This window comes from Stenotrophomonas maltophilia complex sp. Om-AH-Sm3 (assembly GCF_059337855.1).
Window position 1 is genome coordinate 306,168 of sequence record NZ_JBYBLQ010000001.1, and the last position, 25,607, is coordinate 331,774.

A 25,607-nucleotide genomic window follows, 5' to 3' on the forward strand; every position below is an offset into this window, starting at 1 on the left:
CCGAAAGGCCCCCTTTTTTTGTCGTATATGGCATGAACTGGTGAAAGCGGCGCACTACCAATGCGTCACCATCTACTACGCGGCTAGACTCAGCCCGGTATCAATCCAATAGAAAAACTGAGCGGAAACATTTGCATGGCCCTGAGTCTCGATGCCGAACTGGAAGAACGCTTCCTTGCAATTGCCAAGCGCGGCAGAACCGCTTGGCTGGCCGGCGATATTGCGGAGGCAGAGCATTGCTTCCTTGAAAGCTGGGACATGATTCCGGAGCCGAAGTCTGCTTATGACTACGGCCAGATTACATCGTATGGAATAGCTGTCTTCTATCGCGATACCGCTCAGTTTGAGAAGGCCAGAGCGTGGGCGATGGTCGCCAGAGGCATCTATGGAGAGGGCGAAGCTGCGAGCGTGTCCATGGACGAACTCGCCGCCACCATCCAGTTCGAGTCCGGAGACCTGGATGGGGCCTACACACTATTTGAACCGCACTACCGCAAGTACGGCCGTCGTGTCTTTGAGGGCCACAAGAAGGGGTTCATTGATTTCATCAAGAGCAGGAAGAAAACTGGAAAGGTGGATCAGTGAGCCGCTAGCCAGCTCCCATCCGCTCCAGATGCTCATCACGCATGGCGTGGCTCTACTGCCCCCTCCGGGAGCCGTGGAGTTCCTACATATCGCTGCGACACCATCACACATCCGTCACAAAGATGTGCGTACCACAACAAGCGGACAATCCCGTCACCCAATGTCTCGCCAATCGGACACTTTTGTCCGAAAATAATTCCATGACTGCCCAACGTGCCGATGCTGCTGCCCGCCGTGCCCTCATCCTCGACGCTGCCGATCATGTCTTCGGCCAACATGGCGTCACCGCCCCGCTGGATCTGGTGGTCGAACGCGCCCAGGTGGGCCGCGCCACCCTGTACCGCAACTTCCCCGACCGCACCGCGCTGATCCAGGCGCTGCTGCAGCGCACGGTCGACCGCATCCGGCGCCAGGTCGAACAGCTCGGCGACCGCGATGACGCCCTGTTCGAGGTGTTCGAGGGCATGGCCCAGCGCATCATCGATTCGCCGGCACTGGCCGATTACTGGCGTGCGGTCGACTCGGACGTGCCGTCCATGCGCGCTGCGCGCGAGACCGTGCGCGACCTGCTGGAGGAACCGATCGCGCGCGCCAAGGCCGCCGGGCTGTGCCGTGCCGACCTGGAAAAGACGGATATTTCACTGATCTCGGGCATGCTGGGCGCAGCCCTGCGCGGCAAGACCCGCGACGAGCGCGCCCACCTCGCCGGGCGCGCCCTGCAGCTGCTGCGCGGGGGTCTCCAGGGAGCAACCAGCGAGGCCCGCTGATGGTCCAGCCGTATCTGAAGCCGGTTCCGGATTGGGAGGAGCACGAGAAGCCGACCATGCCCGGCTCGGCGTCGATGCCCTGGCACCCACCGTACCGGCGTGTGGCTTATGCGCTGGTATCGCTGCTGGTGGCGATCACCGGCGGGCTGGGCAATGCGCTGGTCACTGCCAACCTGCCGTTCCTGCAGGGCCAGCTGGCGCTGACCCCGACCCAGGGCAGCTGGCTGGTGGCGGCCTATGCAATGGTCAATGTCACCGCCAACCTGCTGGCCTTCAAATTCCGCCAGCAGTACGGCATCCGCCTGTTCGCCGAAATCGGGCTGGGCCTGTACGCGGCGCTGGCGGTGCTGCACCTGTTCGTCGGCAGCTTCGAGACCACGATGCTGACCCGTGCCGCCAGCGGCTTCGCCGGCGCGGCCTGTTCGACCTTGGGCACGCTGTACATGCTGCAGGCCCTGCCCCGCCGCTTTACCGGCAACCTGCTGGTGGTCGGCGTCGGCCTTTCGCAGCTGGCGGTGCCGATCGCCTGGATCGTTTCACCAGGCTTGGTGGATACCGGCCAGTGGCACCAGCTGTATTCGTTCGAGGCCGGCCTTGCGTTGTGCGCATTCGCCGCCGTAGTGGTGTTGAAGCTGCCGCCCGGCATCCAGGTGAAGGCCTTCGAGCCGCTGGATTTCCTTACCTTCGCGTTGCTGGCGCCGGCGGTTGCGCTGCTGGTGATCGTACTGGCGCAGGGCTACACCCGTTGGTGGCTCAACACGTCGTGGCTGGGCTGGGCGCTGATCGCCTCGATCGTGCTGTCCACCACCGCCTTCATCATCGAGCACTACCGGCGCAATCCGCTGCTGCAGATCCGCTGGCTGTCGACGCTGCCGGTGCTGCATTTCATCGTCGGCGCCTTCCTGATCCGCTTCCTGACCACCGAGCAGTCCTATGGCGTGGTCAACCTGATGCGCACGCTCGGCATGGGGCCTGACCAGATGCGGCCGCTGTTCGTGGTGATCCTGGCCGGGGTGATCGTGGGCATCGCCGGTGCCTCGCTGACCTTCGGCCCGAAGCGGCTGATCGCCCAGCTGCTGATGGCGATCCTGCTGCTGGGCGCTGCCGCCTTCTTCGACCAGCACCGCACCAGCATGGATCGGCCGCACGATTTCTACGCCAGCCAGTTCCTGGCCTCGGTCGGCGCCGGCATGTTCATGGGCCCGTTGATCATGCTCGGCATTTCCGCTGCGTTGAAACAGGGCGTGGACCACATGATCACCTTCCTGGTGACGCTGTCGATCACGCAGACACTGGGCGCCCTGGCCGGCTCGGCAGTGCTGGGCACCTTCCAGCTGCATCGCGAGCAACTGTACTCCAGCGCGCTGACCAGCCAGCTCGACCCCGCCGATCCGGTGGTGGCACAACGCCTGCGCATCCAGCAACAGCTGTACAGCGCACAGATCACCGACCCGGTGCTGCGCAGCGCGCAGGGCAGCGCGCAGCTGGCGCAGACTACGCGCCGCGAAGCCAATGTGCGCGGCTTCAATGATGTGTTCACCCTGAGCGGTTGGCTGGCGATCGGTTTCCTGTGCTGGTTGCTGCTGCTGTCGCTGCGCACCGCCGTGCTCAAGCAATGGCGCAAGCGCCACCCCACTTCACCCGTTGCGGCCACCCCGGCCGCGCACCGCTGAGTCCTCCGCCATGCCCCCCGTTCCGCCCCGACCCGACGACGCCGACAATGTGACCCCACCGCCGCCGACCGACGCGGCGCCTGCGCCCACGCCCGTTGAACCGGCGGTCGCGCCGAAGTATCTCAAGCCCAGCGCGCGCAGCGTGGTGGTGATGGTGGTGGTGGCCCTGCTGGGCATTGCGCTGATCCTGCGCGCCTGGCACCTGTGGCCGTTCACCAGCAGCGTGATGGTGACCGACAACGCCTATGTGCGCGGCCAGATCACCGTGATGGCGCCACAGGTCAACGGCTATGTGACCGAAGTGCTGGTGAAGGATTTCCAGCATGTGAGGCAGGGCGAGCCGCTGCTGCGCATCGATGACCGCATCTATGCCCAACGCGTCGCCCAGGCGCAGGCGACGCTGGACAGTGCGCGTGCGGCGCTGGCTAACTCCGACCAGTCGCAGGCGCAGAACCGTGCGCAGATCGCCTCGGCGCGCGCCACGCTCTCGGCCGGCCAGGCCGAACTGCAGCGCGCGCGCAACGAGCTGAAGCGCTACGAGGAACTGGCCGCGCAGCAGCTGGTGTCAATCAATGACCGCGACAAGTTCCGCACCAGCCAAGCCTCGGCGCAGGCCAGCGTGCAGCAGTCGCAGGCGCAGATCCGAATCGCCGAGGAAACACTGGTGTCGACCCAGGTCGCGCGCAAGAGCCTGGAGGCCCAGGTGGAAAGCGCACAGGCGCAGCTGGAACTGGCCCGCATCGACCTGGCCAACACGGTGATCCACGCACCGCGCGACGGCCAGATCAGTGAAGCCAGCGTGCGCGTGGGCCAGTATGTCGCCGCCGGTTCGCAGCTGCTGTTCCTGGTACCTGACACACTGTGGGTGGTGGCCAACTACAAGGAAGGCCAGACCTGGGGAATGGCGATCGGCCAGCCGGCCACGTTCTCGGTGGACGCGTTCCAGGGCCAGGTGCTGAGGGGCCGCGTGCAGGAGATCGCGCCCGCCACCGGATCGGAGTTCAGCGTGTTGCGCCCGGACAATGCCAGCGGCAACTTCACCAAGGTGGTGCAGCGGCTGCCGGTGCGGATATCGATCGATGAAGGCCAGAAGCTGGCCGCGCAGCTGCGGCCCGGCATGTCGGTGATCGTGCGGGTGGATACCGCAGGCAAACCGATGGACTAGCGTTTGTCATGAAACGGGGGTCAGATCCCTTTTGCCAAGGCAAAAGGGATCTGACCCCAGGACCCATTGCTCAGCCCGCGCAGCGCGCGCAGAGACCGTGCACTTCCAGCGTCTGTGCCTGCGGCTGGAAGCCCAGTTCCTTGGCCCGCTTCTCCAGCTGGCTGACGATCTCGCGGTCTTCCAGCTCCACTGCGCTGTGGCAGCTGTTGCAGATCAGGAACGGCACCGAATGGGCGGCGCTGCTGGGATGGTGGCAGGCCACGAAGGCATTCACCGACTCCAGCTTGTGCACAAAGCCATTGGCCATCAGGAAGTCCAGCGCGCGGTACACGGTGGGCGGGGCATCAGCGCCCACGCCCTTGCCGTTGCGCACCCATTCCAGCAGCTCGTAGGCCTTGACCGGCTTGCCGGCCTCGGCGATTAGCTTCAGCACGTTGGCGCGGATCGGGGTCAGGCGCAGCCCGCGTTCGCGCGAGACACGCTCGACCACCGCCACGAAATCCGATGCGTCGTGGACGTGGTGGTGCGGGGCGGTACAGGCAGTGGCGGTCTTGGCGGGCATGCGTGTTCTCCGGTTCGGGCCTGGCAAGGATGCCTCAGGCCGTTGCTACCTTGGTGATGGCCACATCAATGCGTTTCAAGGCCTGTTCGCGGCCGGCCAGGTACACGGTATGGGAAATGTCAGGGCTGACCTGGGTGCCGGTGATGGCCACGCGCAGCGGCTGGGCGACCTTGCCCATGCCGATCTCCAGCGCTGCGGCCGCGTCATGCAGGGCCACCCCCACCGACTCGGCGGTCCATTCCGGCAGCGCGGCCAGCAGCTCGCGGGCCTTGCCCAGCGCCACCTCGGCACCGGCCTTGAAGTGCTTGGCCACCGCCGCTTCATCGTACTCGGTCAGCGGCTGGTACCAGACCACGGCCTTCTCGGCCATTTCCTTCAGGGTCTGCACGCGTTCACGCAAGGCGATCACCACATCCTCCGGAGCCGGGCCGGCGGTCACGTCCAGCCCCAGCTTCTGCAGCTGGTAGACCAGGTGCGGCACGATCGCGGCCACGTCCTCGGTCTTCAGGAAGTGCTGGTTGACCCAGCCCAGCTTGGCCATGTCCAGGCGCGAGGCCTTGGAATTGCAATCCTTCACGTCGAACAGGTCGATCAGTTCCTGGCGGCTGAACAGCTCCTGGTCACCATGCGACCAGCCCAGGCGGGCCAGGTAGCTCAGCAGCGCATCGGGCAGGTAGCCGGCGTCCTTGTACTGCATCACGTCAGCCGCACCGGTGCGCTTGGACAGCTTGGCGCCCTGCTCGTCCAGGATCATCGGCATGTGGCCGAACCTGGGCACCGGCGCGCCGATGCCTTCATACAGGTTGATCTGGCGCGGGGTGTTGTTGATGTGGTCGTCGCCGCGGATGACCTCGGTGATGCCCATGTCCCAGTCGTCCACCACCACCGCGAAGTTATAGGTGGGGTAGCCGTCCGGGCGGAAGATGACCATGTCATCCAGCTCGCTGTTGGCGATCTCGATGCGGCCCTTGATCAGGTCATCGAACACCACCGTGCCTTCCAGCGGGTTCTTGAAGCGGATGACGCGGTTCGGGTCGTCCCGGTAGGGCAGGCCCAGATCGCGCGCAGCGCCGTTGTAGCGCGGCTTTTCCTGCCTGGCCATGGCGGCCTCGCGCATGGCATCCAGCTCCTCGCGGGTCTCGTAGGCGTAGTACGCCTTGCCCTCGGCGATCAGCTGCTCGGCCACTTCCTGGTAGCGGGCGACGCGGTCGGTCTGGTAGATCGGGCCTTCGTCGTAGTCCAGGCCCAGCCACTCCATCGCCTCCAGGATGGCGTCGATTGCGCCCTGGGTGCTGCGTTCGCGGTCGGTGTCCTCGATGCGCAGCACGAACTCACCGCCGCGGTGACGGGCCTCCAGCCAGCAGTACAGCGCGGTGCGGGCACCACCGATGTGCAGGTAGCCAGTGGGACTGGGGGCGAAGCGGGTGCGGCAGGTCATGGACGGCTCGAGGAACGGGAATCCCCCGATTTTACCAGCCCACCGCCCCCGACGGAAAAAGGGGACGGAGGGGATTAAGTCGCGATTGCCCAGCCTTGGGGTGCTGCAACCGGGAAGCGGAGGGAAGATACGACTTAATCCCCTCCGTCCCCTTTTACGGTTCTGCCTTTCGCGGGAAGGACGGCTCGCGCATTGCGGCGTTGTAGGCGAACGAAGCGACGATGGCCGCGGCCTGCTTCAGGTCTTCCGGTTCGGCGTGGTCCCAGGTGTCCAGGTGGCTGTGGTGGACGTTGGTGAAGTAGTCCAGCCGGTCCTGGATGAACTGGAAGCCCGGAAGGCCGATGCGGTCGAAGCTGATGTGGTCGGTACTGCCGGTGTTGCGGGTGGCCACGGTGGTGGCGCCGACGTCATGGAACGGCGCCAGCCAGGCTTCGAAGATCGGCATCGCCGCCAGGTTTTCCTGCGCGTAGATGCCACGGAAGCGGCCCGAGCCGTTGTCCATGTTGAAGTAAACCTGGAACTTGCTGTAATCGCGGGTCTTCTGCAGTGCACCGGTCGGCTCGCGCAGCGACGCCGGCAGCGCCTTCTGCGCCGCGTCAGTAGGTTCGGGGAAGCGACCGAAATGCTTGGCGACGTAGGCCTGCGAGCCGATCAGGCCCTGCTCCTCGCCGCTCCACAGCGCCACACGGATGGTGCGCTTGGGCTTGGCGCCGGTGGCCTTGAGGATGCGCATCGCCTCCATCATCACCGCCACGCCGGCCGCGTTGTCGGCCGCACCGGTGCCGCTGTGCCACGAATCCAGGTGCGCACCGATCATCACCACTTCATCGGGCTTGCTGCTGCCGCGGATCTCGGCCAGCGTGTTGTAGCCGGGCTGGTCGGCCTCGTCGGTGAAGCGCGCCGCTACATCCACGCGCAGGCGCACCGTCTGCTTGGCCTGAAGCGCGCGCACCAGCGGATTGAAGTGTTCGCTGATCATCGCCAGTTCCGGGATGCCCACCGGCTCACCGGCCTTGCGCGAACCGCCGCCGGCAACGCGGATGATGCCGTTGTCCCAGCTGCTGATGCTGATCGAGGCCAGCGCGCCCTCTTCGACGAAAAACGCATTGACCTTGGCCGCCAGCTGCTGGCGTTCCTGGTACTCCTTGACCCGCTTGGCGCGCTCGGCGGTAGCGTCCTTGTCCTTGGGCAGGGTGAACTCCTGCAGGCCCTCGAGCGAGGTCGCGTCGTGGCGGTGCGAATCGGGCTCGGTGCCCCGCTTGTATTCGCGTGCCTCGCCCAGCAGGAGGATCTTGCCGCGCAGCTTGCCGCGGTACTTCTCGATGTCTTCGGGCTTCTTGATGTCGACCTGCACCAGCTCGCCTTCGACCGGGCCCTTCGTACCGGGGGTCCAGGCTTTGGGCAGCGCATGCAGCGGCTGCACGCGGTCACCCAGCATTTCCACGCTCGCCGAGGTGAATTCCCAGCCACGGCCGAAATCATCGAAGGCTTCGTCGTGGACGTTGTCCAGCTTCCATTCGTTGAACTTGCCGCGGGTCCACGCATTGGCGCGGCCCATCGCCGGCGAATTGCTCAGGCGCGGGCCGATGCGCTCGGTGAGATAGCTGAAGGTGTCCATCACCTGCGAACGGTGGAATGCCTCCTGGCGGATGCGGCTGACCATGTCCAGGTCCACCGTTTCGCGCTGCTGCGCCGCTGCATTGCCACCCATCGCCAGCGCTACGGCCAGCACGCCCCACTTCAACACATCGCACCCCTGCCCTTCGGCTCGATCATCAACCCATCGAGTCTAGCCAGCCGGGGCGCGGCGATACCGTCCCATCGGTCATGGGCGGCGCGGAAGCGTGCGAACCGAGGTTCGCACCCACAGCAGAGTGGTTGGTTCGCACCCACAGCAGAGTCTTGGTTCGTACCCGCAAAAGCCGAATCACCCGCTCCATCCCAACCACAACTGCGCCCGCTCCGGCAGCAACAGCAACCAGTGCCGCCGGTCGACGCTGCTGCAGCCGTACACCGCCGCGTGTGCCGGCCAGTCATCCGGAAGGCCGCCGATGCCGATCTCGGCCAATGCCTCCGCGCCGGCCTTCCATGGCCGATAGCGCGGCACCCGCCCGGCCACCGCGCCGCGTCCCTGCCGCGCACCCTGCAGCCAACGCAATCCCTGCCCCTGCAATCCTTCGCAGGTCACCGCCGCCAGCTGGAAGCGGACCAGACCGGGGGCGATCCGCGCCCCCGGCAGGGCCGCCAGCACGCCATGTGCCTGCAGCAGCGCATCCACTTCCAGCAGGGCCGGAATGCCCTGCCGTGCCCGTTGCCGCAATCCCTGGCGCCAGCCCATGGCGTGCTCCTTACTTCAGGTTCGCGCCGAGCGCGTACCAGTCGACCCGGCGGGTCACCCACATCGCCAGCGCCAGGATCACGAACAGCAGCAGCGACCCCATCAGCAGTGCGTTGTTCTCCGACACCAGCAGGCCATACAGCGCGCCGTACAGCACGGTCAGCAGGGCCGCGAAGCCGAGGCCGCGCCTCCAATGGCCCAGCACGTTGGCCAGATACACCGCCTGCAGGCCGATACAGGCCACCGCCGAAACCAGGTAGGCCTTCCAGAACGCGATGTGCTCGGACAGGCTGATCAGCAGCAGGAAGAAGATCGCCAGCGCCAGGCCGACCATGAGGTACTGCAGCGGGTGGATGCGCAGCGACTTGATCAGCTCGAACAGGATGAAGCCGACGAAGGTCAGCAGCACGAACAGCACCCCGTACTTGGACGCACGGTCGGCCTGGGTGTAGGTATCGACCGGATCGACCAGCGACACCGTCACCGCCTGCGAGTCGACCGAACCTTCATTGCGCAGCTGCCGCTGTGCGTCGGAGGCCAGCGATGACACCGCCCAGCGCGCGTCGAATCCCTGTGCATCAACGCGCCGCTCGTTGGGCAGGAACGCACCGCTGAACGACGGATGCGGCCAGCTCGAACGCAGCGCGATGTGGGTGTCATCGCCCACCGGCACCACCGACAGCATGCGGCTGCCATCCAGGCGCAGCTCCAGTTCAACGGTGCTGGCCGCCAGCGTGCCGCCCTGATCCGCAGCGAAACCGGCCACCGGCGCATGCAGGCCACGGCCAACTTCGCTGGCCACGCCGACGCCCGGCAGCAGGCGCAGCTGCTTGCCATCCACGCGCAGGTTCGGTGTACCGACCAGGCCGCGCACATCTGAAACGCCCACCGCCACATACGGCTGGCCATACGTGCGTCCTGCCTTCACGGGATAGTCGTCAGCGGCGAAGCTCGCCTTCATCTGGCCGTTCCAGCTGTACACCGGCACCTTGAACAGGCCGACTTCGCGCTGGCTCGGCAGCATCTCACCGCCCACCTCCAGCGACGCCGGCATCTGCAGCCAGTGCCCCTCGGTGACCTGCACCTCGGTCTTCTTGACGCCCAGCGGGTCAACCAGTTCAACCTGCTTGCGTTCCACCCACGGCACCACCCGCACCGGGCCCACCAGCTGCTGCGTGCCGGCACGGCTGTCGGCCACCCGCGCAAAGGCCTCGTCGCGGTACTGGCTGCGCTCGGTGATCACCCCGCGGATCATCATCAGCGGCACCAGCAACAACAGGATCAGCCCGCCGACAATGGCGAACCGCAGCAGCATCTTCAGGGATTTCATGGTCCATCCTCGTTGGAGAGGGCTGCAGGATGGACCGCTGCGGTGAGCAGGGTTTGTGGCGAATTTGAAGCGAGTGTGAAGTCAGCGGCGCGGGCGCTGGCCCGCTGCACCCAACGGCAGCCACAGGCTGGCCACCGTGCCACCGCCATCGCGGGCGTCGAGGCTGGCGCGTCCGTCATGCAGGCGAGCCACTTCCTGCACGAACGGCAGGCCCAGGCCGGAACTGCGCCGGCCGCTGCCGGGGCGGGCCAGCGAATAGAAGCGTTCGAACACCCGTTCGCGCGCGTAGTCGGGAATGCCGGCACCGCGATCCGCTACCTGCAGGCGCACGCCCTGCCCGTCCACCTCGGCCTGCAGCGCGATGTCCGCGCCGGGCGGTGAGAAGGCAATGGCGTTGTCGATCAGGTTGTGCAACGCCTGCCGCAGCAGATAGGCATCACCCTGCACGCGCATGTCGGGCACGCTGCCGATGCGAACCTGCACGCCGGCCGCCTGCGCACGCACCTGCGCCGCCGCCGCCGCATCGGCCAGCAAGGTTGGCAGCGCGATCGGATCGCGGGTCTGCAGCCAGCCGTGCTGTTCCACTTCGGCCAGCGCCAGCAGCTTGTCGATCGTCTCGGTCAGCCGCTCCTGCTGATCGACGATGCTGCGTGCGAAATGCACGCGGTCGGCCTCCGGCAGTGGCTCCTGCAGCAGCTCGGCGGCACCGCGGATCGCCGCCAACGGGCTTTTCATTTCATGCGTCAGCGACTGCACGTACTGCTCGACGTAGGCCTTGCCCTCCAGCTTGCGGCGCATTGTTTCCAGTGCCTGGCCCAGGTCGCCGATCTCGTCGCGGCGCCGCCGCGGCGGTGGCACCGGTTCGCCGGCGCTGACCGCCCGTGCATAGCGGCTGAGCTGGCCAAGGCCCGTCGTGAGCCACATCGTCACCAGCACGCCGACCAGCGCCGACAATCCGATCAGCCAGGCGCCGCGCTCGATGATGGCGCGCTGGCTGGCCGCAATGAACGGATCGATGCTGCGATTGGGCTGGGCCAGGCTGAGCACGCCGATCAGGGTGCGGCCATCGGCCGGGTCGTATACCGGCGCCGCCACATGCATCACCGTATCGCCTTCTTCGCCTGGCACTTCCGGGCTGGAGCGGGCGCCGTACTCGCCACGCAGGGTGCGGTAGACATCGTTCCAGCGCGAATTGTCACGCCCCAGGTCGCGGCCCAGCGAGTCGTAGATGACGATGCCCTTGGCATCGGTGATGGTCACCCGGTAGTCCAGTGAGCGCTTGGGAAAGCGCCAGACCATCGCTTTCAGGTCACGCTGCCGCGCCTTGGCGAGGTTGCGGGTGAAGCTGCCGCTGCGGATGGTGCCGTCCTTGACATCGGCCGCCGCCATCTCGGCCAGCACGTTGGCGGCATCGACCAGGGTCGACTCCATCGCCTGGCGCACACCCGGCTTCACTTCGTTGACGAACACGCGCATCACGAAGAACGCGGCGATGCCGGTGATCAGGAAGAAGCCGAGGAACAGCTTCAGGACCAGGCGCATCGGCTAGACCTCCAGCGCGTAGCCGAGGCCACGGTGGGTGCGGATCGGGTCGTCGCTGGCACCGGCTGCGCGCAGCTTGGCGCGCAACGTCTTTACATGGGTGTCGACGGTGCGGTCGGCACTATCGGCGCTGCTGTCCCAGCCGCGATCCATCAACTGGGCACGACTGAGGATGGCACCCGGCCGCTGCAGCAACGCTTCCAGCAACGCGTACTCGTAGCGGGTCAGGTCCAGCGCGTGGCCGCGGAAGCGGATGCGCCGGCCTTCACGGTCGATGGCGAAGGCACCATGTTCCTGCCAGCCCGTATCGGCGCCGGGGGCTGCCGCGACCGGTGCGGCGCGACGCAGGCGCGCACGCACCCGCGCCACCAGCTCACGCGGCGAGAACGGCTTGGTCATGTAATCGTCGGCGCCCAGTTCCAGGCCGAGCACGCGGTCCACTTCATCGTTGCGGGCGGTCAGGAAGATCACCGGCAGCTGCGCCGCCGGCCCGGGCTGCGCGCGCAGCCGGCGGCACACCTCGAAGCCGCCCAGGTCGGGCAGGCCCACGTCCAGCACCACCACGTCGATATCCCCGGCCTGCAGCCGTTGCAGCGCCTCGCCACCGAGCAGGCAGTGGCTGGCGGCATAGCCCTCGCTGCGCAGCGCATAGAGCACGGTTTCGGCGATGGCGGCTTCGTCCTCGACCACCAGGACATGGGCAACAGGAGCTGTCATGGCGCGCAGCATAGCCGCTGCGGCCGCCGCCCCGTACACTGCGGCCCATGAACTATCGCCACGCCTTCCATGCCGGTAACCACGCCGACGTGCTCAAACACATCGTGCAGCTGGCCCTGATCGACAGCTTCAAGCGCAAGGACAGCCCGTTCTTCGTGCTCGACACCCACGGCGGTGCTGGCCGCTACCTGCTGGCCAGCGAAGAGAGCCGCAAGACCCTGGAGGCCGAATCCGGAATCATGCGGCTGATGGCCCAGCCCAGGCTGCCGGAAGTAGTCGAGCGCTACCTGAAGGCGGTGCAGGCCGACAATCCGGTGGGCGCACTGACCAATTATCCGGGCTCGCCGCTGCTGAGCGCGCAGGCCATGCGCCCCCAGGACCGCATGGCGGTCTGTGAGCTGCAGGAAGCCGAAACGGCCACGCTGAAGGCCCTGTTCGCCCATGACAGCCGCGTCGACGTTCGGGCGGGCGATGGCTATGCCCTGCTGCGTTCGCTGCTGCCGCCGAAGTTCAACGGCAGCAAGATCGGCCGCGGCCTGGTGCTGATCGACCCGCCCTACGAAGCCCAGGATGCCGAGTACCAGGCGGTGCTGGCCGCCCTGGCCGAAACCCTGGCACGCTGGCCGCAGGCCACCTGTGCGGTCTGGTTCCCGATCAAGCAGCGCCGCACCATCCTGCACTTCCTGCGCAAGGCCACCGCCCTGCCGGTGAAATCGGCGATGACGATCGAGTTCCTGGTGCGCCCCGACGACTCGCCGCTGCGCCTCAACGGCAGCGGCATGCTGCTGCTCAACCCGCCGTGGCAGTTCGACCGCGTGGTCGGTCCGGCCCTGCCGGCGCTGCGCCAGCACCTGGGCGAACCCGGGGCCAGCACCCGCCTGGACTGGCTCAAAGCCCCCGAATAACGGCCTTCACGAGGCTGTACCGCCGTGAGCCTTTCGTTCACGGAACGCAGCCCCGGTGATGCCACAATCGATGGACCACCAAGGAATCACCCGGTATGGCCACTCGCAACCGCATGCCGCCCTGGCATGAGATCTTCAAGGCTCCCAGCGGCCACGAGCTGCTGATCCGCCCCATCCGCCCGGAAGATGGCGCACCGCTGCAAGCGGCATTCAGCCTGTTCGGGCCGGAAGAAATCCGTGATCGTTTCCTGCAGGCGGTGACCGAGCTGTCGCCGGAAACCACCCAGCGTCTGACCCACCCCAACCCCAAGACCGAGATCACCCTGGTCGCAGCCGAGTCCCTGCCCGCGGGCGAAGCGGTGGTCGGCGCGGTCGCCCGGGCCTCGATCATCCCCGGCACCCGTGAAGCCGAGTACGCGATCCTGATCAGCCGCTTCCTGATCGGCCAAGGACTGGGACGGCAGCTGATGCGCAAGCTGGTGAAGTGGGGCCGTGGCAAGTACCTGGACCGCCTGTACGGCGACGTTGCCGCCGAGAACGAACCGATGAAGCAGCTGGCCGCGTCGCTGGGCTTCAAGCCGGTGCCGCACCCGACCGGAGCCGAAGGCCTGGTCCGGATGGTGCTGGAGCTGGACAACTGACGGATGCGCCGGGCCCTGCCCGGCCACGTCTCCCGGTAGTGCCGGCCGCTGGCCGGCATTCCGCTGCCCCAACGGCAGATGAGGCTGCCGGCAACGGGCCGGCACGATGCACCGGGACCGGATCGGGCTTCTGCTAAAATCCGGGGTCCATGTCGCGTACCTCATACCCCGCCCCGCCGCTGCCGCGCGCCGGCCAGCTCCGCGCCTGGTGGCGCGCCCCCGCCTCGCCCACCGCACTGGCCTGGTACCTGGCCCAGGCATCGCGCGTGCACGACGCTCCGCTGCTGGTGATCGCCCGTGACAACCACGGCGCAAACCAGCTTGAAGCCGATCTGCAGACCCTGCTCGGCGGTGACCCGGCCCTGCCGGTGGTCGCCTTCCCGGACTGGGAAACCCTGCCCTACGACCGCTTCAGCCCGCATCCGGACATCATCTCGCAGCGCCTGGCTGCCCTGCACCGCCTGCCCACGCTGAAGCGTGGCCTGGTGATCGTGCCGGTGCAGACCCTGCTGCAGCAGCTGGCCCCGCGCAGCTACGTCATTGGTGGCAGCTTCGACCTGAAGGTCGGCCAGCGCCTGGATCTGGAAGCCGAGAAGCGCCGCCTGGAAAGCGCCGGCTACCGCAACGTGCCGCAGGTGATGGACCCGGGTGACTTCGCCGTGCGCGGCGGCCTGCTCGACGTGTTCCCGATGGGCGCCGACGAGCCGCTGCGGGTGGAACTGCTGGACGAGGACATCGATTCGATCCGTGCCTTCGATCCGGAAAGCCAGCGTTCGCTGGACAAGGTCGAGGCCGTGCACATGCTGCCGGGCCGCGAAGTGCCCATGGACGAGGCCAGCATCGCCCGCGTGCTGTCCACGCTGCGCGAGCGCTTCGATGTCGATACCCGGCGCAGCGCGCTGTACCAGGACCTGAAATCCGGGCTGGCCCCGGCCGGCGTCGAGTACTACCTGCCGCTGTTCTTCGAGCGCACCGCAACCCTGTTCGACTACCTGCCCAGCGGCAGCCTGCCGGTGGTCTGTGCCGGTGCCGGCGAAGCCGCTGAGGCGTTCTGGGCGCAGACCGGCGAGCGTTATGAGCAGCGCCGCCACGATGTGGAACGGCCGCTGCTGCCGCCGTCGGCGCTGTACCTGTCGCCGGAACTGCTGCGCGAGCGCCTGAACGATGCCCCGCGCATCGAGGTATGGGCCGCCGACCACGCACGCATCGCCGACGCGCACGCGCTGGGCGACCAGCCGCTGCCCCCGCTGCCGGTGGCCGCACGCGAAGCCCCCGCCGGCGATGCGCTGAAATCCTTCCTCGGCCATTATCCGGGCCGGGTACTGATCGCCGCCGATTCGCCCGGCCGCCGCGAGGCACTGCTGGAAGTGCTGCAGGCCGCCGAGCTGAAGCCGCCGGTGGTGGCCGACCTGCCCAGCTTCCTCGCTAGCGATGCGCGCTTCGCGATCGCGGTGGCGCCGCTGGAAGATGGCTTCGCGCTGGACGACCCGCGCATCGCGGTGCTGACCGAGCGCCAGCTGTTCCCCGAGCGCGCCGGCAGCACCCGCCGCACGCGCCGTGCCGGCCGCGAGCCGGAGGCGATCATCCGCGACCTCGGCGAGCTGACCGAGGGTGCGCCGATCGTGCACGAGGACCATGGCGTCGGCCGCTACCGTGGCCTGATCGCGATGGACGTCGGCGGCATGCCCGGCGAGTTCCTCGACATCGAATATGCCAAGGGCGACCGCCTGTATGTACCGGTCGCCCAGCTGCACCTGATCAGCCGCTACTCCGGTGCTTCGGCGGAAACCGCACCGCTGCATTCGCTCGGTGGCGAGCAGTGGAGCAAGGCCAAGCGCAAGGCCGCCGAGAAGGTGCGCGATGTCGCCGCCGAACTGCTGGAAATCCAGGCCCGCCGCCAGGCGCGTGCAGGCCTGGCACTGCAGGTCGACCGCGCGATGTACGAGCCGTTCGCCGCCGGTTTCCCGTTCGAGGAAACCCCCGACCAGCTGGCTGCGATCGATGCCACCCTGCGCGACCTGGCCAGCAGCCAGCCGATGGACCGCGTGGTCTGCGGCGACGTCGGCTTCGGCAAGACCGAGGTGGCGGTGCGCGCTGCATTTGCTGCGGCCAGTGCCGGCAAGCAGGTGGCGGTGCTGGTGCCGACCACGCTGCTGGCCGAGCAGCATTATCGCAACTTCCGCGACCGTTTCGCCGATTACCCGCTGAAGGTCGAAGTGCTGTCGCGCTTCAAGACCAGCAAGGAAATCAAGGCCGAACTGGAGAAGGTGGCCGCTGGCACCATCGACGTCATCGTCGGCACCCATCGCCTGCTGCAGCCTGACGTGAAGTTCAAGGACCTGGGCATGGTCATCGTCGACGAGGAGCAGCGATTCGGCGTGCGCCAGAAGGAGGCGCTGAAGGCGCTGCGCGCCAATGTGCACCTGCTGACCCTGACCGCCACGCCGATCCCGCGCACCTTGAACATGGCCATGGCCGGCCTGCGTGACCTGTCGATCATCGCCACGCCGCCGCCGAACCGGCTGGCGGTGCAGACCTTCATCACCCAGTGGGACAACGCGCTGCTGCGCGAAGCCTTCCAGCGCGAGCTCGCGCGCGGTGGCCAGCTGTACTTCCTGCACAACGATGTGGAGAGCATCGGCCGCATGCAGCGCGAGCTGTCCGAGCTGGTGCCGGAGGCACGCATCGGCATCGCCCACGGGCAGATGCCCGAGCGCGAACTGGAAAAGGTGATGCTGGATTTCCAGAAGCAGCGTTTCAACGTGCTGCTGTCGACCACGATCATCGAATCGGGCATCGACATCCCCAACGCCAACACCATCATCATCAACCGTGCCGACCGTTTCGGCCTGGCCCAGCTGCACCAGCTGCGTGGCCGCGTGGGCCGTTCGCACCACCGTGCCTACGCCTACCTGATCACCCCCGACCGTCGCGCGATCACCCCCGACGCCGAGAAGCGCCTGGAAGCGATCGCCTCGATGGACGAGCTGGGCGCCGGCTTCACCCTGGCCACCCACGATCTGGAAATCCGCGGCGCCGGTGAACTGCTTGGCGAGGACCAGAGCGGGCAGATGGCCGAGGTCGGCTTCAGCCTGTATACCGAGCTGCTGGAACGCGCGGTACGCAGCATCAAGCAGGGCAAGCTGCCCGACCTGGATGCCGGTGAGGAAGTGCGCGGCGCCGAGGTCGAGCTGCATGTGCCGGCACTGATCCCGGAAGACTACCTGCCGGACGTGCACACCCGCCTGACCCTGTACAAGCGCATTTCAAGCGCGCGCGACAGCGATGCACTGCGCGAACTGCAGGTGGAGATGATCGACCGCTTCGGCCTGCTGCCGGATGCAGCCAAGCACCTGTTCGCCATCGCCGAGCTGAAGCTGAAAGCCAATACGCTGGGCATCCGCAAGCTCGACCTGGGCGAGAACGGCGGCCGCATCGTGTTCGAGTCCAAGCCGAACATCGATCCGATGGCGGTGATCCAGCTGATCCAGAAACAACCGAACCTCTATGCCATGGAAGGGCCCGACAAGCTGCGCATCAAGCACCCGCTGCCGTTGCCGGAAGACCGCTTCAACGCGGCCCGCGCCCTTCTGACCACCCTCGCCCCGGGTTGATCACCCCCCGAACACCCCGCACCGGCCCCCACCCGGTGCGGGCGGATGACCATGTTCCCTGACGCCGTACCCGCCCCCGACCTGCTGCACGCGCAGGCCTGCCTGATCGATGCCCTCGCGATGTCGCTGCAGATGCGCGACGCCTACACCCGCCACCACTGCGACCGCGTTGGCCTGCTCGCGCAGTGTCTGGCCACGCACTGCGATCTTGATGACGAGGCCCGTGCGCAGATCGGCCTGGCCGCGCGCTTCCATGACATCGGCAAGATCGGCATACCCGATGATGTGCTGCTGGCACCCCGCCGGCATACCGATGAGGAGCGCGCGATCATGCGCGAGCATCCGGTACGCGGCGAACACATCTTCCTGGCCACCGGCCGCAGCGACGCCTTGCCGGTGGCGCGGCTGATCCGCGCCCATCACGAGGCCTTCGATGGCAGCGGCTACCCCGATGGGCTGCGCGGCGAATCCATCCCGCTGGGTGCGCGCATCGTCACCATCGCCGATGCCTACGATGCGATGACCAGCGTGCGCCCGTATCGCAATGCGATGGAGCATGAGGCCGCATTGCGGATCATCGACGAGCAGGCCGGCGGGCTGGTGGATCCGTACGTGCTGCAACGCTTCCATCGCATGCTGGAGCGGGAACCGGCGCTGGCCTGAGATCTTCCCGACGGTGAAACGACCCGCCTGTAGAGTCGACTGTTAGTCGACTGCTCTTCGTCCAGATCGCGAAAATCCCGCGCTGCGCGCGATAGTCGACTAACTGTCGACTCTACCAGCCGGCGCTGCGCTGCCGGCCTGGAAGACAAAAGGCCCGGCGTTCGCCGGGCCTTTCGCTCCACGCATCACGGGTGATCGATTACCAGATCACCACGCGCTTGTCGTCGGCGCGCACCATCGCATCACCCGCCTTGCACTGGAATGCAGCAGCGAACGAGGGCATGTTCGACGGCGCACCGTTGGCACGGAAATTGGCCGGCGCGTGCGGATCGGTGTTCAGGCGCACGCGCAGCTCGCCATCGGTGAAGTTGCGGCGCCACACGGTGGCCCAGTTCATGAAGAAGCGCTGGTCTTGGCTGTGGCCATCAACCTCGACATTGGCCTTCGGGTCTTCCTTCAGCGCCATCTGCAGCGCGTCGTAGGCCACGGTCAGGCCGCCCAGGTCGCCGATGTTCTCGCCCAGGGTCAGCTTGCCCTTCACGAACACGCCCGGCACCGACTCGTAGCCGTCGAACTGCGCGACCAGCTGGTCGGTACGCTCGGTGAAGGCCTTGCGGTCGGCGTCCGTCCACCAGTTGTCGAAGTTGCCGTTGGCGGCGAACTGGCTGCCCGAGTCGTCGTAGCCGTGCATCATCTCGTGGCCGATGACTGCACCGATGCCGCCGTAGTTCAGCGCCGGATCGGCCTTGGCGTCGAAGAACGGCGCCTGCAGGATCGCCGCCGGGAATACGATCTCGTTCTTGGTGGCGTTGTAGTACGCATTGACGGTCTGCGGCGTCATGCCCCACTCGGTCTTGTCCACCGGCTTGCCGATCTTGTCCAGCATGTAGCGGTAGTTGAACGCACGTGCTGCCTGCATGTTGCCCAGGTAGCTGTCGCCGTTGGTCTGCAGGCCCGCCCAGTCACGCCACTTGTCCGGGTAACCGATCTTCGGGGTGAAGCTGGCCCACTTTTCCAGCGCCTTCTTCCTGGTTTCTTCGCCCATCCACGGCAGCTGCTCCAGGCGCGCCTTCAGCGCCTGCGACAGGTTTTCCACCAGGTGCTGCATGGCGACCTTCGACTCGGCCGGGAACACGGCGTCGACGTACAGCTGGCCCAGGGCTTCACCCATGCCGCCGTTGACCGACTCCAGCACGCGCTTCCAGCGCGGCTGCATTTCCTTCTGGCCACGCAGGGTCGTGCCGTAGAAATCGAAGTTGGCCTTCTCGAACTGGCTGCTCAGGTATGGCGCGGCATCGTCGATGGTGTGGAAGCGCAGGTAGGCCTGCCAGGTGCTGGCGGGCACATCGGCCAGCATCTTGTCCATTTCACCGAAGAAGCCCGGCTGCGCCAGCGAGAACTTCTGCGCGGCCGGTACCTTCAGGGTGTCGAACAGCGCGGTCCAGCTGAAGTTCGGGGTCAGTTTGTCCGCGTCGGCGGCACTGAGCGGGTTGTAGCGCTTGGCCGGGTCACGCATTTCGATGCGTGACATCGAGGCCTTGGCCAGGCGGGTTTCGAAGGCCATCACGGCCTTGGCCTGCTCGGCGGCCTGCGCCGCGTCCACGCCGGACAGGGTCAGCACCTGCGCGATGTAGGCCACGTAGGCGTCGCGGATCTTGGCCTGCGCATCGTCGAAGTAATAACCCTTCTCCGGCAGGCCCAGGCCGCCCTGGCCAACATAGGCGATGACGTTGGCCGAATCCTTGTAGTCGGCATTGGCGAACAGCGAGAACAACACGCCCTTGCCTTCGGCCTGGCTGTCGCGCAGATACTGGGTGATGGCGGCGGTGTCGTTCAGCGCGGTGATCTTGTCCAGCTGCGGCTGCAGCGGCGCCAGGCCGGCGGCTTCGATCTTGGCCTCGTCGTTGCCGGTCTTCCAGATGTCACCGATCTTGGCTTCCACCGAACCGGCCTTGGCCTGGCTGGCGGCGGCCTGCTGCACCAGCGCGTGCTGCACTTCCAGCGAGCGCTCGCGCAGGATCTCGAAGCTGCCCCAGGTGGTCTGGTCTCCCGGCACCGGGTTGGCCTTCAGCCACTTGCTGTTGACGAAGCCATTGAGGTCGGTACAGGCCGAAATGGCCGGATCCAGGTCGGCGCTGTTGAGCGAGATCAGCGGCGTCTTGATCTGCGACAGGTCGAAGGCCGGCTTGGCGTCGGCACTGGCCGCCGGCGCGGTTTCGTTCTTGCCACACGCGGCCAGCGAGGCAGCGATGGCGATGGTCAGGCCCAGCGGGACCAGGTTGCGGACGTTCATGAGGCTCTCCTGCGGGTAATTTCACAGGGTAGCCGGGGGCGTGAGGTTGGGGACCGGCCAAAGGTCACAGCACGCGGCTTCTGTAGAGTCGAGCCATGCTCGACTGCTCTCCGTTCCGGGTTCATGCTACCTGCGGCAAAAGCCCAAAGCCGCCGAGCGTGGGCTCGGCTCTACAAAAGCGAAGGCCGGCTTGCGCCGGCCTTCTGCTTCTTACTTCGCCTTGCCCTGGTTGGCTACGGCTTCGGCGGCCTTGCGCGCCGCTTCCGGGTCGCCCAGGTAGCGGAACGACTGCACGGTCAGGTCATCGTTCAGTTCGAACAGCAGCGGGATGCCGGTCGGGATGTTCAGCTCGAGGATTTCCTCGCGCGAGACGTTGTTGAGGTACTTGTACAACGCACGCAGCGAGTTGCCGTGGGCGGTGACCAGTACGGTCTTGCCGTCCTTCAGCTGCGGTGCGATGGCGTCGTGCCAGTACGGCAGCACGCGGTCCAGGGTGGTGGCCAGCGATTCGGTGCCCGGCAGCGCGTTGCGGTCCAGGCCGGCGTAACGGCGGTCATGGATCGGGTGGCCCGGATCTTCCAGGTCCATCGGCGGCGGCGGGATGTCGTACGAACGACGCCAGACCTTGACCTGCTCTTCGCCGTGCTTGGCCGCGGTCTCGGCCTTGTCCAGCCCCTGCAGGCCGCCGTAGTGCCGCTCGTTGAGGCGCCAGGACTTGTTCACCGGCAGCCAGTCCTGCTCCAGCTCGGCCAGCGCACCCTGCAGGGTGTGGATGGCGCGCTTGAGCACGGAGGTGTGCGCAACGTCGAACTGCAGGCCTTCATCGCGCATCAGGCGGCCGGCGGCGGCCGCTTCGCGACGCCCCTGCTCGGTCAGGTCGACATCGACCCAGCCGGTGAAGCGGTTGTCCAGGTTCCACTGGCTCTGGCCATGGCGCAACAGTACGAGTCTACGGGTCACTGCAGGGTCTCCAACGCGAGGAAAGGCAGGCCGCCATTGTAGCCCGGCCGCCGCTCACCGGGCCGTGGCGCCGCCCGTGCGATGCTGTGACCCATGAATACGGTGATCGACCCCGGACGCTGGGAAGGCAGCGTCGCTGCCGCCCGTGCGCAGCAGCTGCAACTGGCAGGCCGCGTGGAGCGCCAGGACCGCCTGCCACGCAACGTGCGCTGGCTGGCCGGGATGGATGTCGGCTTCGAGGACAACGGCGCCATCACCCGCGCCGCGGCGGTACTGCTGGATGCAAAGACGCTGCAGCCCGTGGCGCAGGAGATCGCGCGCATCCCCACGGTGATGCCCTATATCCCCGGCCTGCTCAGCTTCCGCGAGCTGCCGGCGCTGCTGGCCGCGCTGGCGCTGCTGCCGCGGGCACCGGACGTGGTGTTCGTCGATGGCCACGGCATCAGCCATCCGCGCCGGCTGGGCGTCGCCGCGCATCTGGGCGTGGTCACCGACCTGCCGAGCATCGGCGTGGCGAAATCGAATCTGGTGGGAAGGTTCGTCGAACCGGGCGCCGAAGCTGGTGCGCATACACCGCTGCTGGATGGCGACGAGCAACTGGGCTGGGTGCTGCGCAGCAAGGTGCGCTGCAAGCCGCTGTTCGTGGCCGGTGGCCATCGGGTCAGTGCCGATACCGCGCTGGGCTGGGTGCAGCGCACCCTGCGCGGCTACCGGTTGCCGGAGCCAACCCGGCTGGCGGATCGGCTGGCCTCGCGGCGGGACGAATAGCTGCGCCGGCCATCTCCCGGCGCGCGCGTCAATCGTCGATCAACGATGCACGTGGCCACGATGGCCCTGCGCGTCCTCGCCGTGGTCGTGGCCCTCATGGCCCTTGTGTCCGCCGCCGTTGGCCGGCGCCGGTTCGCCACAGGCTTCGCCGCAGTGGTCCGCCTCGATCTGCAGCGTCACGTGCTCGATACCGAAGTCATCATGCAGGCGACCGCCCAGCTCGCGGCGCAACGCATCGGCGTCGGTGCCGTCGCGCATCACAATGTGCGCGGTCAGCGCCGGCGTGCTGGAAGCCAGCGCCCACACGTGCAGGTCATGCACGTCCAGGACTGCGACGTGGCCGGACAGGCTGTCGCGCACCCTGGCCACGTCCATGCCCTTGGGCACGCCTTCCAGCAGTACGTTGATCGCCTCACGCATCAGCACGTAGGTACGCGGCAGCACCCACAGGCCGATCAGCACGGCCAGGATCGGGTCGATCGGTTTCCATCCGGTCCACTTGATCAACAATGCGCCCGCAATCACTGCCACCGAGCCGAGCATGTCGGCCCATACTTCCAGGTAGGCGCCCTTCACGTTGAGGCTCTCGCCACTGCCCGCCTGCAGCAGGCGCATCGAGATCAGGTTGATGACCAGGCCCGCAGCCGCGATCACCAGCATGCCGGAGGAGGCGATCTCCTGCGGCTGGCGGAAACGGCCGACCGCCTCCCACAGGATGTAGGCGGCGACCACGAACAGCATGGCACCGTTGATCATCGCGCCAAGCGCCTCCAGCCGTGCATAGCCGTAGGTGCGGCGCGCATCGGGTGGGCGCCGGCTCAGCCGCACCGCAACCAGCGCGATCATCAGCGCCAGCGCGTCGGTGGCCATGTGTGCCGCGTCGGACAGCAGCGCCAGGCTGTTGGTCCAGAACGCGCCCACCACCTCGACGACGAGGAAGGTGGAGGTCAGGCCGAGCGCCCACCACAAGGGTTTCTCGTGGCGGATCTGGGACGGCAGGTGATCGTGGTCGTGGCCCATGGCAACAGCTCCTTTGCGATGCGGTGCAGGCTACGCCGTGCTGGCGGGGGAGACTATTACGGTGTTTATAACATTGCGGGCTTGCAGCACCGGTGCCGCCGGGCAGGACCCGGCGGCCACGGCGGATTCGCACTTGCGTATGCTCAGAACCCGAAGCGCAGGCTGGCCCAGTAGGCGCGGCCGGGCTCGTTGTAGGTCGCCGCGCCGGCATCGCTGCTGTTGGCCTCGCGGAACAGGCGCTTGTCGGCCAGGTTGTTGACGCCGAAGCCGAAGCTGACCGTCTCGGTCACCCTGTAGCGGGCGCTCACGCCCCAGATGTTGTAGGCACCCCGGTCCTGCAGCGCGATCGAGGGATCGCAGCTGCCGGTGCAGCGCGGATCATTGTTGATGTTGGTGGTGGCCGGTTCCTGCTTGCCGTAGAACGTGCCGGTCAGCAGCAGCGACAGCCTGTCGGTGGCCTGCCAGTCCAGCATGGTGTTGATCGTGTACTTCGGAATCACCGACAGCGGCTGGCGCGTGGTCTTGTTCTCGTTTTCCACCATGTAGGTGAAGTTGTTGCTCCACTTCAGGCGGTTGCCCTGCTCGCCCAGCAGCGGAATGACCAGGTTGCCTTCCAGCCCCTGCACGATCGCCTTCGGCGCGTTCTCCCAGCGGAAGATGCGGCCCTTGGTGTCGGCGGTCAGCCCGATCTGGGTGTAGCCGGCCTGGATCTTGTCCTTGTAGTCGTTGTGGAAGTAGGTCAACGACGCCTGCCAGCCGCTCTGCGGTGCCCACTCGATGCCCAGTTCCTTGTTCAGGCTGGTTTCCGCCTTCAGGTCCGCGTTGCCGCGCATGTAGCAACCGGCGCCCAGGCTCGGCAGCGCATTGGGGCAGCCGTTGCCGCGGGTGTAGTAGAGATAGTCCGGATTCGACTGGTACAGGTTCGGCGCCTTGAACGCGCGGGCAATGCCGCCCTTCACCACCCAGTCGCTGTTGATCCGGAACTGCGCGTTGAGGCTGGGGCTGGTGTTGTTGCCGAACTGGCTGTGGTGGTCGAAGCGCAGGCCCGGGGTAACGATCCAGCGCTCGCCCAGGTAGATGTTGTCTTCCACGAACACCGCGGTGGTCTGCGCATCGGCCTTGCCGCGCCCGCGATCGGCCGACAGCCCCGGGATGCCGCCGCCGCTGCTGCTGGACTGGCTCATCGAATACGGGTCGGTCAGGCGGCTGTCCAGGTATTCAAAGCCCAGCGTCCAGATGTTCTCGGCGCCGCCCAGCGTGGTCGGGAAACTCACTTCGCCATCCAGCTGGTAGTTGCGCAGGCGCGAGGTCGACCAGTCGGTGCCGTTGAAGCTGCCTTCCGGGCCACCGGCCAGGCCTTCGTTGATGCGCGAGTTGTTCACCGCTTCCACCGCGGCGGTCACCCGCGAGGTCACGTCGCCCCAGCGACCGCGATGGGTGATCGCGCCGGTGTTGCGGTACATGCGGTTGGTTTCCGCTTGGCCTTCGGCCAGTGCCGCCAGGTCGACACCGGTCGAGGTACCGGTGGTGCTGACCGCGCGGTCACCGGCATAGATGTTGCCCTGGCGGCTGGTGCCGGCTTCGAACTCCACCACCTGGTTGGCGGTCACGTCCCAGCGCAGCAGCGCGTTGACGTCGCGGTTCTTGACGCCCTCGCGGCCAGCTGGCGGCACTGCGTTTGGGTTGGTGGCGTACTGGCGGTTGAGGTCCAGTGAGTCGGCGTCGGTCTTGTTGAGGTTGCCGTACAGGCGGAACGACAGGGTGTCGGTCATCGGCCCACTCAACTGCAGGCCGACACGCTCGCTGCCACCTTCGGCACTGTGCTCGGGCACCAGGCCATACAGGTCGACCGCACCGGTCAGGTCGCCGGTCGGGCGCTTGGTGATGATGTTGACCACGCCGCCGGACGCACCGGAGCCATAGCGCGCCGCCGCCGGGCCGCGCAGTACTTCGATGCGCTCGATCATTTCCGCTGGCACCCAGTTGGTGTCACCGCGGGTATTGCGCTCACCGCTGCGGCCCATGCGCACGGCATCACGCGCACCGATGCGCTTGCCGTCGACCAGGATCAGGGTGTTCTCCGGGCCCATGCCACGCAGGTCGATCTGGCGGTTGTTGCCGTACTGGCCCGAGGCGCTGTTGCCGGTGAGGTTGACGCCCGGCATGGTGCGCAGCAGTTCGGCGATGTCGTTGGCCGGCGGGCGCTTGGCGATGTCCTCGGCGGTGATGGTCGAGGTACCCAACGCCTGGCGGGCAATCTGCGAGGCGGTGACATGCACCGTGTCGATATCGGTGGCGTCGGTTTCAGCCTGGGCGGTCAGGGCGCTGCCCGCCAGCAGGGCGGCAACGGCAAGCGCCAGCGGGCGCGGCGAAAGGACAACGGCAGGAGACATGATCTGGACCTTCTGGCAGGGCAACGGGGCCTCTGGCAAAGGGCTTGAGGCAACGACGAGGGGGAGGCGGAGCGTCGCTGCAGTCGCCTGCGGCCCGATCCGTGCGCGCATTCTCCCATCAATGCGAGTGATTCTCAAATGCGTTCACTCATTGCCGCAGTGGCGCCGATGTGCTTTGCGCACCGTGCAACCCTGCATCGCGCTTAAACTGGCCGGCTTACCCGCCATCAACC

General features: G+C 66.9%; 20 protein-coding genes. 9 read left to right on the forward strand and 11 right to left on the reverse strand.

Annotated features, from left to right (window positions below):
- The first annotated feature begins 135 nt into the window (after nt 1–135).
- The 4 genes from AC10QF_RS01470 (at nt 136) to AC10QF_RS01485 (ending at nt 4,190) form a co-directional block, all read left to right on the forward strand.
- A complete protein-coding gene (locus tag AC10QF_RS01470; RefSeq protein WP_494541606.1) occupies nt 136–585 on the forward strand; it encodes a hypothetical protein in 450 nt (149 codons plus the stop codon).
- A 200-nt stretch (nt 586–785) separates the two neighbouring features.
- Nucleotides 786–1,352: a TetR/AcrR family transcriptional regulator gene (locus AC10QF_RS01475; RefSeq protein ID WP_059033760.1), complete on the forward strand. Its 567-nt coding sequence runs from the start codon at nt 786–788 to the stop codon at nt 1,350–1,352.
- Nucleotides 1,352–3,025 (forward strand): MFS transporter, encoded by a 1,674-nt coding sequence (locus AC10QF_RS01480; RefSeq protein ID WP_494541607.1) that lies wholly within the window; start codon nt 1,352–1,354, stop codon nt 3,023–3,025. Before AC10QF_RS01475 ends, AC10QF_RS01480 begins: the two co-directional genes overlap by 1 nt.
- 10 nt (nt 3,026–3,035) lie before the next feature.
- Complete coding sequence (locus AC10QF_RS01485) at nt 3,036–4,190, forward strand: HlyD family secretion protein (RefSeq protein WP_494541608.1); 1,155 nt, start codon at nt 3,036–3,038, stop codon at nt 4,188–4,190.
- A 70-nt stretch (nt 4,191–4,260) separates the two neighbouring features.
- Here the strand turns inward: AC10QF_RS01485 and AC10QF_RS01490 are convergent, their stop codons facing one another.
- From AC10QF_RS01490 to creB, 7 genes are all read right to left on the reverse strand, one after another.
- Nucleotides 4,261–4,752: a Fur family transcriptional regulator gene (locus AC10QF_RS01490; RefSeq protein ID WP_005415799.1), complete on the reverse strand. Its 492-nt coding sequence runs from the start codon at nt 4,750–4,752 to the stop codon at nt 4,261–4,263.
- A 34-nt stretch (nt 4,753–4,786) separates the two neighbouring features.
- Entirely contained in the window at nt 4,787–6,190 is a 1,404-nt protein-coding gene (gltX, locus tag AC10QF_RS01495; protein WP_494541609.1) for a glutamate--tRNA ligase, read from the reverse strand.
- 154 nt (nt 6,191–6,344) lie between these two features.
- Nucleotides 6,345–7,937 carry a M20/M25/M40 family metallo-hydrolase gene (locus tag AC10QF_RS01500; RefSeq protein WP_065197074.1) on the reverse strand — a complete coding sequence of 531 codons (1,593 nt, stop codon included), beginning with the start codon at nt 7,935–7,937 and terminating at the stop codon, nt 6,345–6,347.
- Nucleotides 7,938–8,117: 180 nt separating this feature from the next.
- The gene (locus tag AC10QF_RS01505) at nt 8,118–8,528 is read right to left on the reverse strand and encodes a hypothetical protein (RefSeq protein WP_005415796.1); all 411 of its coding nucleotides are present in this window, start codon (nt 8,526–8,528) and stop codon (nt 8,118–8,120) included.
- A gap of 10 nt (nt 8,529–8,538) precedes the next feature.
- A complete protein-coding gene (creD, locus tag AC10QF_RS01510; protein ID WP_494541610.1) occupies nt 8,539–9,858 on the reverse strand; it encodes a cell envelope integrity protein CreD in 1,320 nt (439 codons plus the stop codon).
- Between the two features lie 81 nt (nt 9,859–9,939).
- Complete coding sequence (gene creC, locus AC10QF_RS01515) at nt 9,940–11,400, reverse strand: two-component system sensor histidine kinase CreC (RefSeq protein ID WP_065177469.1); 1,461 nt, start codon at nt 11,398–11,400, stop codon at nt 9,940–9,942.
- Nucleotides 11,401–11,403: 3 nt separating this feature from the next.
- The gene (creB, locus tag AC10QF_RS01520) at nt 11,404–12,129 is read right to left on the reverse strand and encodes a two-component system response regulator CreB (RefSeq protein WP_080375099.1); all 726 of its coding nucleotides are present in this window, start codon (nt 12,127–12,129) and stop codon (nt 11,404–11,406) included.
- Between the two features lie 35 nt (nt 12,130–12,164).
- On the opposite strand from creB, the gene AC10QF_RS01525 reads away from it, so the two are divergent.
- The 4 genes from AC10QF_RS01525 (at nt 12,165) to AC10QF_RS01540 (ending at nt 17,940) form a co-directional block, all read left to right on the forward strand.
- Nucleotides 12,165–13,022 carry a 23S rRNA (adenine(2030)-N(6))-methyltransferase RlmJ gene (locus AC10QF_RS01525; RefSeq protein WP_053499314.1) on the forward strand — a complete coding sequence of 286 codons (858 nt, stop codon included), beginning with the start codon at nt 12,165–12,167 and terminating at the stop codon, nt 13,020–13,022.
- Nucleotides 13,023–13,117: 95 nt separating this feature from the next.
- The gene (locus AC10QF_RS01530) at nt 13,118–13,663 is read left to right on the forward strand and encodes a GNAT family N-acetyltransferase (protein ID WP_004150340.1); all 546 of its coding nucleotides are present in this window, start codon (nt 13,118–13,120) and stop codon (nt 13,661–13,663) included.
- A gap of 149 nt (nt 13,664–13,812) precedes the next feature.
- Complete coding sequence (gene mfd, locus AC10QF_RS01535) at nt 13,813–17,277, forward strand: transcription-repair coupling factor (protein ID WP_005415791.1); 3,465 nt, start codon at nt 13,813–13,815, stop codon at nt 17,275–17,277.
- Nucleotides 17,278–17,322: 45 nt separating this feature from the next.
- Complete coding sequence (locus AC10QF_RS01540) at nt 17,323–17,940, forward strand: HD-GYP domain-containing protein (RefSeq protein ID WP_005415790.1); 618 nt, start codon at nt 17,323–17,325, stop codon at nt 17,938–17,940.
- Between the two features lie 199 nt (nt 17,941–18,139).
- Here AC10QF_RS01540 and AC10QF_RS01545 read toward each other — a convergent pair whose 3' ends face one another.
- Nucleotides 18,140–20,233: a M13 family metallopeptidase gene (locus AC10QF_RS01545; protein ID WP_053499310.1), complete on the reverse strand. Its 2,094-nt coding sequence runs from the start codon at nt 20,231–20,233 to the stop codon at nt 18,140–18,142.
- A 210-nt stretch (nt 20,234–20,443) separates the two neighbouring features.
- Entirely contained in the window at nt 20,444–21,193 is a 750-nt protein-coding gene (gene gpmA, locus AC10QF_RS01550; protein WP_069140082.1) for a 2,3-diphosphoglycerate-dependent phosphoglycerate mutase, read from the reverse strand.
- A 93-nt stretch (nt 21,194–21,286) separates the two neighbouring features.
- On the opposite strand from gpmA, the gene nfi reads away from it, so the two are divergent.
- Nucleotides 21,287–21,961 (forward strand): deoxyribonuclease V, encoded by a 675-nt coding sequence (nfi, locus tag AC10QF_RS01555; RefSeq protein ID WP_069140083.1) that lies wholly within the window; start codon nt 21,287–21,289, stop codon nt 21,959–21,961.
- Nucleotides 21,962–22,000: 39 nt separating this feature from the next.
- Here nfi and AC10QF_RS01560 read toward each other — a convergent pair whose 3' ends face one another.
- A complete protein-coding gene (locus AC10QF_RS01560; RefSeq protein WP_069140084.1) occupies nt 22,001–22,981 on the reverse strand; it encodes a cation diffusion facilitator family transporter in 981 nt (326 codons plus the stop codon).
- Between the two features lie 143 nt (nt 22,982–23,124).
- Entirely contained in the window at nt 23,125–25,374 is a 2,250-nt protein-coding gene (locus AC10QF_RS01565; RefSeq protein WP_494541611.1) for a TonB-dependent siderophore receptor, read from the reverse strand.
- Nucleotides 25,375–25,607: the final 233 nt, after the last annotated feature.